The 11193-nt window shown below is 43.0% G+C and carries 9 protein-coding genes; all 9 read left to right on the forward strand.

The genetic code is table 11. The features are described 5' to 3' along the window. On the forward strand, positions 1-243 hold a 243-nt coding region (locus tag FP815_01085), incomplete at its 5' end, for a DNA polymerase III subunit beta (GenBank protein ID MBA3013534.1). Between the two features lie 347 nt (positions 244-590). Further along, on the forward strand, positions 591-2984 hold the full coding sequence (gene gyrB, locus FP815_01090; protein MBA3013535.1) for a DNA topoisomerase (ATP-hydrolyzing) subunit B: 2394 nt from the start codon (positions 591-593) through the stop codon (positions 2982-2984). A gap of 154 nt (positions 2985-3138) precedes the next feature. Further along, positions 3139-5673: a DNA gyrase subunit A gene (gene gyrA, locus FP815_01095; GenBank protein MBA3013536.1), complete on the forward strand. Its 2535-nt coding sequence runs from the start codon at positions 3139-3141 to the stop codon at positions 5671-5673. A 46-nt stretch (positions 5674-5719) separates the two neighbouring features. After that, the gene (locus FP815_01100) at positions 5720-6739 is read left to right on the forward strand and encodes an NAD(P)H-dependent glycerol-3-phosphate dehydrogenase (protein MBA3013537.1); all 1020 of its coding nucleotides are present in this window, start codon (positions 5720-5722) and stop codon (positions 6737-6739) included. 18 nt (positions 6740-6757) lie between these two features. After that, the gene (waaF, locus tag FP815_01105; protein ID MBA3013538.1) at positions 6758-7867 is read left to right on the forward strand and encodes a lipopolysaccharide heptosyltransferase II; all 1110 of its coding nucleotides are present in this window, start codon (positions 6758-6760) and stop codon (positions 7865-7867) included. 34 nt (positions 7868-7901) lie between these two features. Then, positions 7902-8591, forward strand: a complete 690-nt coding sequence (locus FP815_01110; protein MBA3013539.1) for a methyltransferase domain-containing protein — start codon at positions 7902-7904, stop codon at positions 8589-8591. 58 nt (positions 8592-8649) lie between these two features. Then, complete coding sequence (locus tag FP815_01115) at positions 8650-9471, forward strand: glycosyltransferase family 2 protein (protein MBA3013540.1); 822 nt, start codon at positions 8650-8652, stop codon at positions 9469-9471. Next, positions 9472-10524, forward strand: coding sequence for a glycosyltransferase family 9 protein (locus FP815_01120; protein ID MBA3013541.1), 1053 nt, complete (start codon positions 9472-9474; stop codon positions 10522-10524). Between the two features lie 3 nt (positions 10525-10527). Continuing rightward, positions 10528-11193, forward strand: a 666-nt coding sequence (locus FP815_01125) for a glycosyltransferase family 2 protein (GenBank protein MBA3013542.1), incomplete at its 3' end; no start/stop codon positions are given.

The following is an 11193-nucleotide window of genomic DNA, read 5'->3' on the forward strand; positions in this document are numbered from 1 at the left end:
GATGGAAAACTCACTTTAAATTCACAAAATATAGATATAGGAAATGCAAAAGAAGAATTAGCTATTAATTATAGTGGCACTGAAATGAATCTTGGATTCAACGGTAAATATTTTGTTGAAGCTATTCAGGTAATGAATAGCAATAAAGTAAAAGCCTATATTAATAGTGAGAAAAGCCCTTGTTTAATTGAAGGTGATGATGATCCTGGTTTTATGACTATTATTATGCCAATGAAAATATGACCTCTCGACCAAATAGTTAAAATTCACTTTTAATAATAAACTCCCTTAACTATTTTCAACTAAATCTTCCGAAGAAAATGAACAAAAATTCATCTTCAATACCTTGTTCCCTTCGGCTCCGCTCAGGGAACAGTATAAAGACAAGCCTTGCTACTGTTGTTAAAAAAGCTGAAAATAGTTTAGCGCCACTTTATTAAAAATATAAAATCTATAAAAAATATTCAGGATTATAAATAAGTTATTCTCTTTGTTAGCAGAAAATTACTTTGTAAAGCATCATCCTGAATAATTACGTTTTAAGATTCACATTAGTGAATCAATAATTCACGAGAAGAGGGATATACCGAGTGAGTGATCAAGTAAACGCATACGGCGCAGATAATATTAAAGTTCTTGTTGGCCTTGAAGGGGTTAGAAAACGTCCTTCCATGTATATAGGTAATACTGGAGAGGAAGGTTTGCATCATCTTATTTATGAGGTGGTGGATAACAGTATTGACGAGGCTTTGGCTGGGCACTGCAGCAAGATAAAAGTAAAGTTTCATCAGGATGGATCCATCAGTGTCGAGGATAATGGCAGAGGTATCCCCACAGGTATGCACACCGAAGGAGTATCAGCATTGGAACTAGTGATGTGTACTCTTCATGCCGGTGGCAAATTCGACCATTCGACCTATAAAGTTTCAGGTGGTCTTCATGGTGTTGGTGTGTCGGTGGTGAATGCCTTAAGCTCTTGGGCCATTGCTGAAGTAAAAAGAGAAGGAAAAATTTTCAGACAGCGATACGAACGTGGAATAAAGACCTGTGATGTAGAGGTTGTAGGTGAAACAGCGCTCACCGGAACCATGATAACCTTTATGCCGGATCATGAAATTTTTACTGAAACCACAGAGTTCAAATACGAAATTATTCAAAATCGTCTTAAAGAGATGGCATATCTCAATAAGAACGTCAAAATCATCTTGAAAGATGAGATAACTGGGGCCAGTGACGAATTTCACTTCGAAGGCGGAATAGAGTCATATGTCGAATATCTGAATCGTAATCGAAATACCATTCATCCTGAACCGATCATGCTTGCCGGGGAACGCGATGATGTTCAAGTTGAGGCATGTTTTCAATATTTTGATGGTTACTCAGAACGACTTTTTTCTTTTGTTAATAATATCAATACCAAAGAAGGTGGAACTCATGTTGCTGGCTTTCGTGGGGCACTGACCAAATGTATTAATAGATACGCCAGTGATGATATTGTGCCGAAAAATATGAAGGCAAAACTTGGTGGGGATGACGTGCGTGAGGGTATTACCTGCGTTATTTCGGTGCGGGTTCCTAACCCTCAGTTTGAAGGTCAAACCAAGACCAAGCTTGGTGACTCGGAAGTTAAGACACTTGTAGAATCAATTTGCAACGATAAGTTATCGGCTTATCTTGAAGAACATCCCATGGTGGCTAAGAAGATTTTAACCAAAGCCATTGATGCCCTACGGGCCCGTGAGGCAGCTAGAAAGGCCAAGGAGTTGTCCCGGAAAAAGGGATCGGGACTTGATCTTTTGATGGCTGGAAAACTTGCCGAGTGCCAGGTAAAAGACCCGGCCCTGCGCGAAATATTTATTGTTGAGGGTGATTCGGCGGGCGGTAGCGCTAAGCAGGGGAGAGATCGTTCAATTCAGGCTATTCTCCCTCTACGTGGAAAGATAATGAATGTTGAAAAAGCCCGATTTGACAAAGTATTAAGTAGTGAAGAGATAAAACACATTATAGCAGCGCTTGGTACCGGAATAGGTACAGATGAGTTTGATGTGGACAAATTACGGTATCATAAGATCATTATTATGACTGACGCTGATGTGGACGGGGCTCATATACGCACACTACTGCTTACCTTTTTTTATCGCCAGATGTTGCCGCTGATAGAAAATGGCCATGTTTATATAGGTCAACCGCCGCTCTTTCGTTTAGGCCGTGGAAAAAAGGAACAATATTTTAACGATGAACCTAGTCTTAACCGTTACCTCTTTGACCAGGCAGGTTCAATAATGACGGTAACTTTGGAAAATGGCGACATCATTGCACAGGATAAATTGCTTAAGTTGATGCAGAAACTTTCCGGGTATCAAAAATTAGTCGACTATCTTGCCCGGATAAATATAGGACTTGATCTCAACAATTTACTCTTAGCAAGTGATGTGCACTCTGCAGACCAATTCGAAGATGAAGCTTTTGTTATGGCTCTGAGAGATGGCGTCAAAGTAAATAATATGAATGTCACTCAAGTAAGAAACTGTCGTTGGAAACCAAGTTGTTATGAGTTTGATGCAGCGGTTAAGGATAAGGCTCATATGGTGGTGACTGTTGGTCCTCAAATCCCTTTAATCAACGAGTACCGACAATGCCTTAATCTCTATCCTGTTATTAAGGATTTTATCAACAGCGCTTTTACTCTCATCATTGGTGAAAAAAATATCCCTGTCTCCGATTGGCAACAACTGATCGAGACGGTAAAGAGTGAGACCTTCAAAGGAAGCACTCTTCAGCGTTATAAAGGTCTTGGAGAAATGAACCCGGAGCAGCTGTGGGAAACTACGATGAATCCGGAAAAAAGGTGTCTTCTCCAGGTTACCATTAATGATGTCATCAAGGCCGATGATATGTTTACTACCTTAATGGGTGATAAAGTTGAACCTCGTCGAGAGTTCATCCAGAATCACGCGCTGGAAGTGAGTGCGTTAGATATTTAATAGATGTAACTGCTTAGATTAGCGGTTTACGGTTAAAAAAATCATGGTATTTCATCCTAACTTATAACTGTCAATCGTAAACCGTAAATATAAATAAGGGGGCATATGTAATACCTCCTTTGGACATAGTGTTCTGTCGTAACAGCCATAGGAAATACGCGTGGAAGATCAAAACAACAATCAGCTAAAAAACACCATCTCTATCGAGAGTGAAATGAAAAAGTCTTATCTTGACTACGCTATGAGCGTTATCATAGGTAGGGCTCTTCCCGACGTCAGGGACGGCTTAAAGCCGGTTCATCGGCGGGCATTGTTTGCCATGCGGGAGTTGAACAACTATCACAACCGACCGTACCTTAAATCTGCCCGTATTGTCGGTGATGTGATCGGTAAATATCACCCCCATGGTGATACAGCCGCCTATGACACTATCGTGCGCATGGCCCAGAGTTTTTCTTTGCGTTATCCGCTGGTGGATGGACAAGGCAACTTTGGGTCAGTTGACGGTGACTCTCCTGCAGCCATGCGTTACACCGAAGCGCGGATGACCAAATTAGATCAGGAAATTATCAGCGACTTGGAGAAAGAAACTGTTGATTTTGTTCCTAATTACGACAACAGCTTGAGTGAGCCGGTTGTCTTCCCGACTAAGGTACCGAATCTTTTGGTTAACGGATCGTCTGGTATTGCCGTGGGAATGGCCACCAATATACCACCCCACAATCTGACAGAGGTCATGGACGGTTTGATCGCCTTGATCGATAACCCGGATATTTCGATCAGGGAACTGATGGAAATCATCACTGGCCCTGATTTCCCCACAGGGGCCTTTATCTGCGGGAGATCAGGAATTCGCGAAGCGTATGAGACAGGTCGAGGTTCAATCATCCTGCGTTCTAAGACCCACATTGAAAAACAGGACAAGTCGAGCCGCGAAGCAATTATCATCGATGAAATTCCATATCAGCAGAATAAGGCGACGCTGGTTGAAAAAATAGCAATTTTAATCAAAGAAAAGAGGATTGAATCGATTTCGGCAGTGCGTGACGAGTCGGATCGCCAAGGGATGCGTATTGTCCTGGAGCTTAAAAAAGACGAAATTACCGACGTGGTCTTAAACCAACTCTATCAGATGACCCCGATGCAGAGAAGTTACGGGATTATCATGTTGAGTATCGTTAATAATAAGCCGGAAATATTGAATCTCAAGCAGATGCTTGAGTATTTCATTCTGCATCGGAAAACCATCGTCTATCGTCGTACCGCCTATGACTTAAAAAAAGCCGAGGAACGAGCGCATATTCTTGAGGGTTTGAAAATAGCTATCACTAACCTTGATGAAACAGTAGAAATAATTAAAAAATCTCCTAATCCAAGCGAGGCAAGCGCCGCCCTTATTGCACGATTTGGCCTTTCTGAAATTCAGGCAAAATCAATTCTTGAGATGCGCCTGCAGCGGTTAACCGGGTTGGAGCGCGATAAAATCATTGATGAATATAACGAACTTCTTGAAAAAATTCGGTACTATAAACAGATCATCAGTGATGAAACCTTGGTGAAATCGATTATCCGTAATGAGTTTATGGAGATCAAGGAACAGTACGGAGACGATCGGCGGACTGAGATCATTGAAGCGCCGGATGAAATACTCCCTGAGGATTTGATTATTCAGGAAGATATGGTGGTTACCGTCTCTCATAAGGGATATATCAAACGTAATCCGGTGGAGATGTATCGAGCCCAGAGACGTGGTGGCAAGGGAATCGCTGGTTCGTCCACCAACGAAGAAGATTTTATCTGTCATATGTTTCTGCCATCCACTCATGATACGTTTCTTTTCTTTACCAATCACGGCAAGGTGTTCTGGCGTAAGGTTTATCAGATACCACAGGCCAGTCGTACCGCCAGGGGTAAGGCAATCGTTAATTTCCTCGAATTGTCCGAGGAAGAAAAGGTAGCCGCAATTCTGCCGGTAAAGTCTTTTGATTGTGATGCCGGCGAGTGTTATATTATGATGGTAACAAAGCGTGGCATCGTAAAAAAGACACCGCTTAGTGAGTTTAATCGACCGATCAAACGTGGTAAGATTGCCCTTACTATCCGTGAAGATGATGAAATTATTTCTGCCGCGCTTACTAGTGGCAACGATGATATACTCCTGGTATCTCGAGACGGTAAAGCGGCACGCTTTAACGAGAAGGATGTCCGGCCTATGGGAAGGACTGCCAGCGGTGTGCGAGGGATTAATCTTGAGGATGAAAATATTGTGGTAGGGGTGGTGGTTATTTCATCTGACTCCTCAATCCTGACGGTAACAGAAAACGGCTATGGAAAACGCAGTTCAGCCGATGAGTACCCGACCAGAAAACGTGGAAGCAAAGGTGTTTTCGCCATTAAGACCAGCGAAAGAAATGGTAATGTAATCGGGGCGATGCAGGTAAGAGATAATGATGAGATCATGATGATAACTGACGGTGGCAAAATCATCAGGATTACCATGGAGCAGATGCGGGTAATTGGACGTAATACCCAAGGGGTACGGATGATCAATCTGGCGCCAGGAGAAAATGTAGTGGCCATGGATATGGTGGCTGAATCAGACTCCCAGGTTGACGACGAAGAGGAAAGTGAAGTTGGAGAAATTGATGAAGTTAAAGAAGGTAGCGAGGATGAAGAAGGTGACAATTGATTAACGATAAAAAACTGAGCATCTCCCTTCACAACACCCTAAGTATATGAAAGAAAAGGTCGTCGTTATCGGAGCGGGAAGTTGGGGAACAGCGCTAGCCCTTCTTCTTGCCCGCAATGGACATGATGTTACGCTGTGGGCCCATCGTCAAGAACATGTAGAGCAGATGGTTGCGCAGCGAGAAAATAAGGCGTATCTCCCTGGTTTTTCCTTACCGGAGAGCATCTCAATAACATCTGATCTTAAGCGTTCCTGCACTGGAGTTTCTTTGGTGGTTATGGTGGTGCCATCCCATGTTTATCGGACTGTATTTATTAATGTTAAACAGTATTTAAATCCTGGAATGATCGTTGTTTCTGCAACAAAGGGGATAGAGAATGATAGCCTAATGACCATGACTCAAATCATGAAAGAGGAATTTTTGTCTGGATCATATGCTGTGTTAAGCGGACCAAGTTTTGCCAAGGAAGTAGCGGCAGAGAAACCGACTGCCGTTACAGTCGCAGCAACAGAAAATAGAGTTGCCTCTCAAGTTCAGAAAATTTTCTTTGCCGAAACCTTCAGGGTTTATACCACCACCGATGTTATTGGTGTTGAGCTTGGTGGTCCTCTGAAAAATATTGTGGCTATCGCTGCGGGCATCTGTGATGGCCTTGGATATGGCACTAACACCAGGGCCGCTCTGATTACCAGGGGGCTTGCTGAAATCACACGGCTCGCCGTGACCATGGGAGCAAATCCACTGACCATGGCTGGATTGGCAGGTCTCGGCGACTTGGTTTTGACCTGCACAGGCGATTTGTCCAGAAATCGTTCTGTAGGTTTAAAGCTTGGCCAGGGGATGACGATTGAGGAAATTCAACAAGAGATGCGGATGGTGGCTGAAGGGGTAAAAACAACACGATCTGCCTGGAACTTGGCCAAAAAAATGTGCGTGGATATGCCAATTTTGGAGCAAGTCTATCAGGTATTATATGAGGGGAAAAAATGTCAAGAGGCTGTTTACTCCTTACTGCATCGGGATCAGAAAGAAGAAGTTGTTTTATCGATGTACGCTAACGCTTAGTAAAGTCTTATATTTTTAATGTCTTATAATAATTCACTCTCTTTTTCTAGTAACTCTTCTTCTATCACTCAGAAGAAGCAATCTTCAAATTTACCTGCCCTTTTTTCTGGACGTAACATATCAATCCTGATCCGCTCCACCAACTGGATAGGCGATGCTATTATGACCTTGCCTGCGATCCAGTCAATCCGCAAAAATTTCCCGACAGCGACAATTAACGTATTGGCCCATCCTTGGGTTGCGGATATTTTTTCAGCAAATCCCAATGTTGACAAGGTCATTATTTATCATAAAAAAGGGAAGCATGCTGGTTTAGTTGGGATGTGGAAGTTGTCCCAAGAGTTAGCTAAGGAACGTTTTGATCTTGCCATTTTGCTTCAGAATGCTTTTGAGGCGGCACTCCTGACTCGTTTGGCCGGAATACCTGTCATTGCCGGCTTTAATAGAGACGCCAGGGGATTATTGCTGACTCACTCTGTGCTTATTACACAAGAGATTAGAAGCCGGCACCAAGTGTATTATTATCAGTATCTTCTTGCCTGTCTTGGTCTGGATTGTGCTGAAAGTAAGCTCAAACTGTGGCTCTCGGAAGAAGATACCCAGTGGGCGGAAGAGTATGTAGGGATGAATCCTGGTCCTATTTTCGGTCTTAATCCTGGCGCAGCCTATGGACCGGCTAAGTGTTGGCCTGTCGAGCGATATGGTGAGGTGGCCCGCAGATTGTTAACTCAATTTGGCGGCACGGCGTATGTCTTTGGGACAGCCGCAGACAACAAGGCAGCCGAGACAATTTCTGCAATAGCTGGGGATCAAGTGATCGATCTTACAGGAAAAACATCTCTTTCTCGCGCCATGGCCCTTATTGGGAAATGTGATGCCTTCATAACCAATGACTCCGGTTTGATGCATGTGGCAGCGGCCCAAAACACACCGCTGGTGGCTATCTTTGGCTCGACCGATGCTGTGGCGACAGGACCATTTTCAGAGCGTGCGGTGGTGGTTTCAAAATCACTGTCATGCAGTCCTTGTTTTAAGACTCATTGCCCCTTTAATTTTGAGTGTATGACTGCGATTAATGTAGATGATGTTGAGGGGGCTGTTTCTGCTATTATCTCATCCAAAAATTAACTAACCACGGTTTGAGGAATTAATAAGATCATATATGATAATCAACAAGAAAGAGGCATTTCATATACCGGGATTTTCCTCAAAAATATGCGAAGAAGAGCATCTTGAGCGCTACACTTTCGCGTCAGGGTTTGTGCGTGGGAAAATGGTTTTAGATATAGCCTGCGGAGTAGGCTATGGTTCAGAAATTATGGCTAGAAGCGGCGCATCCTACGTTTTGGGGTGTGACATAATGCAGGAGAATATTGTTTTCGCACAAAATAATTACAACAATCCTAATCTTAAATTCAAACAAAAAGATGCAACAAAATCGATCAATGAAGGACAATTCGATATTGTTGTTTCTTTTGAAACGATTGAACATGTCGAAAATTATTCTGGAGTTATCAAGTCGTTATATGAATCGTTGAGGGTTGGTGGACATCTAATAATTTCTTCACCCAACCGTAAAATTACAGACCCATATCTGCAATTGTTAGCGAGACCATCTTTTGAGTTTCATTTTAGGGAATTTAAAAGAGAAGAGTTCTATTTAATGCTCGAATTTTGTGGTTTTAAATCAATTAAGCAATATGGACAACGGCATCAGTTTTATTTCCATTCTCCCTTCCTTGAGAAACATTTCAAACGGCTTTTTAAGCCATCGAAACATTCATCACCAGTGGTAACTCCGATTTTAGCTAATAGAGAACCCGAGTATTTTGTTTTTGTGGCGGAAAAATAGAGATTAACCGTCAGATAACTTGCTGCATCACTGTTAAGACCTTGGATTTTCCTCAGCCATGAATTTAATAAATAGGGCGATGTCTATAAGCCCCTTACCTGTATCTATTGCTATTATTACCAAGAATGAGGAGGAGCTGCTGCCGGAATGTTTGGCAAGTGTTTCTTTTGCCTCTGAGGTAATTGTTGTTGATTGCGGAAGTACCGATAAAACGGTAGAAATTGCCAATAAATATGGTGCGATAGTTTTTGTTGAGTCTTGGCAGGGATATGGTCGGCAAAAGCAATTGGCCATTGATCGCTGTAATGAACCTTGGGTATTAGTTCTTGATGCAGATGAGCGCGTAACCACTGAATTGGCACAGGAAATTAAAGATATAATCACAAAACAAAACTTGTTTGCCGCATACAGCATACCAAGGAAAAATATTTTTTGTGGGAAGTGGCTCAGGTATGGTGGATGGTGGCCAGACAGGGTAGTTCGTTTATTCAAACGCGATTCGGCTCGCATGTCCGATCGTTTGGTGCATGAGTCTTTGATAGTTGATGGAGTAATAACAGCGCTTCAATCCCCGTTGCTTCATTTTACCAATCGTAACCTTACCCAAACATTGGAGAAGATAAATAGTTATTCTTCAGCTGGAGCAGAGGAACTTTGCAAAAAAGGATCAAGAGCCTCGGTTGGGATAGCGATAAGCCATATGGTTTGGGCTTTTTGGGGTAATTACGTATTTCGTTTAGGAGTACTTGATGGGGCTCATGGCCTAGTTCAAGCAATGACCAATGCAACCAATACCTTGTTTAAATATCTCAAACTTTGGGAGATGCGGCAGGGAAAACGAAAAGGGTATCGTGGTGGTCGCTCTTCAGAGGATGAATGATTGAATATCCTCATTGTTAAAACAAGCGCCATTGGAGATGTTATTCATACCTTGCCAGCTCTTAATTGTTTGCGTCTGCACTACCCTGAAGCCCGTATCGATTGGTTAGTGGAAGAGGCGGCATCTGAGGCTGTATTAGGGAGTTGTGCCTTAACCAGGGTGCTTATTTCTCCTCGAAAGAAGTGGTTAAAGCTTTTGAGGTCCGGTCGGTTGGTAGCCGCGTGGCTAGGTTTTCGAGAATTTATAAGGGAATTGAGGTCTACTGAATACGATTTACTTATTGATTTCCAAGGATTGTTGAAAAGTGGAATTTTTGTTTCTTTGGCCAGGGCAAAACGAAAGGTCGGTTTCGGAAAAGGGATGGAGCACGCAGAAGGAAGTTGGTTTTTCTTAAATGAACCTATTCCTCCGGTAGATATGAATCAACATGCCTTAAAGAGGGAACTTCTTCTTCTTGAGGGCATTGGTTTACAATGTAAAGATATAGTTTTTCATTTCCCTGTGGGAGACGAGCATCGCCATCAGCTGGAAGTTTTGCTCAAGGAAAATAGTGTTGATGTGGCGCAGCCACTAGTCATTATTAATCCCATGACGACCTGGCCGACAAAGCATTGGTATAGCGATCGATTTGCTCAGGTTTCTGATTATTTACAGACACTTGGTGTAACTGTGGTATTTACGGGCGGGCCAGATGATGTATTCGGTATAAGCGAAATTATGAAATCTATGCATAGTCAAGGGATCAACTTGGCAGGTAAGACCAGTCTCAAAACATTGGCCGCCCTTTATGAAAGGGCAGCTTTGTTGATCACTACAGATACCGGTCCAATGCACATTGCCGCAGCAGTTGGCCTTCCGGTCGTTGCTCTTTTTGGCCCAACCGCCCCGTGGCGCACAGGTCCATGGGGTGATGATCATCATGTTTTGCGGGTAGAGTTAGGATGCAGCCCCTGCTTGAAAAAAAAATGCTCATATAATCACGAGTGTATGGACAAATTGGGGGTAGATCAAGTACTGGCTGCTGTCCGGACAGTGTTGGGGGCTGGACACTAAACTATGGATGTTTCCATTGTCATTGTTAACTGGAATACTCGCCAACTTCTCTTAGATTGCTTGTCTTCCGTCTACGCCACCATTCATGAACTTGCTTTTGAAGTGTTCGTGGTCGATAATGCCTCAACCGATGATAGTGTAAAGGCGGTACGAGAGTTTTATCCTGGGGTTACTGTCATCCAGAACACTGAAAACCTTGGTTTTGCTAAGGCCAACAATCTGGCTTTACGGATAATACGTGGTAATTATGCTTTGCTCCTGAACACGGACGCGGTGCTGACTGCTGGTGCGGTTGAACGACTGTTTCGTTTTATGGAACAAAATCGTGCTGTCGGTTTGGCGTGTGGTCAATTACTTAATGCCGATGGCTCAAAGCAGAACTCTATCGCTAATTTTCCCAACCTCGCCTCGTTTTTTTGTAATGAAACTCTTTTGCGGTTGCTGTTACCAAAACAATTTCCCAGCAAGCGCCAGGAATATTCGGAACCTGTAGAGGTTGAGTCTTGTATCGGGGCCTGTCTTATGGTGCGGAAACAGGCTATGGATCAAGTTGGCTTGCTTGACGAGCGGTTTTTTTTCTTTCTGGAAGAAACAGATTGGGCCTTTGCGATGAAACGAGCTGGGTGGCTTGCTTATTTTGTACCGATGGCGAAAATTTTTCACCTTCAA

It is taken from the genome of Desulfobulbaceae bacterium (assembly GCA_013792005.1).
Classification (GTDB): domain Bacteria; phylum Desulfobacterota; class Desulfobulbia; order Desulfobulbales; family VMSU01; genus VMSU01.

Excerpts from the sequence above, each read along its gene's own strand:
- FP815_01115 (MBA3013540.1), top strand. The coding sequence starts at position 8,650 with ATGAATTTAATAAATAGGGCGATGTCTATAAGCCCCTTACCTGTATCT.
- waaF (MBA3013538.1), top strand. The coding sequence starts at position 6,758 with ATGTCTTATAATAATTCACTCTCTTTTTCTAGTAACTCTTCTTCTATC.
- FP815_01110 (MBA3013539.1), top strand. The coding sequence starts at position 7,902 with ATGATAATCAACAAGAAAGAGGCATTTCATATACCGGGATTTTCCTCA.
- FP815_01100 (MBA3013537.1), top strand. The coding sequence starts at position 5,720 with ATGAAAGAAAAGGTCGTCGTTATCGGAGCGGGAAGTTGGGGAACAGCG.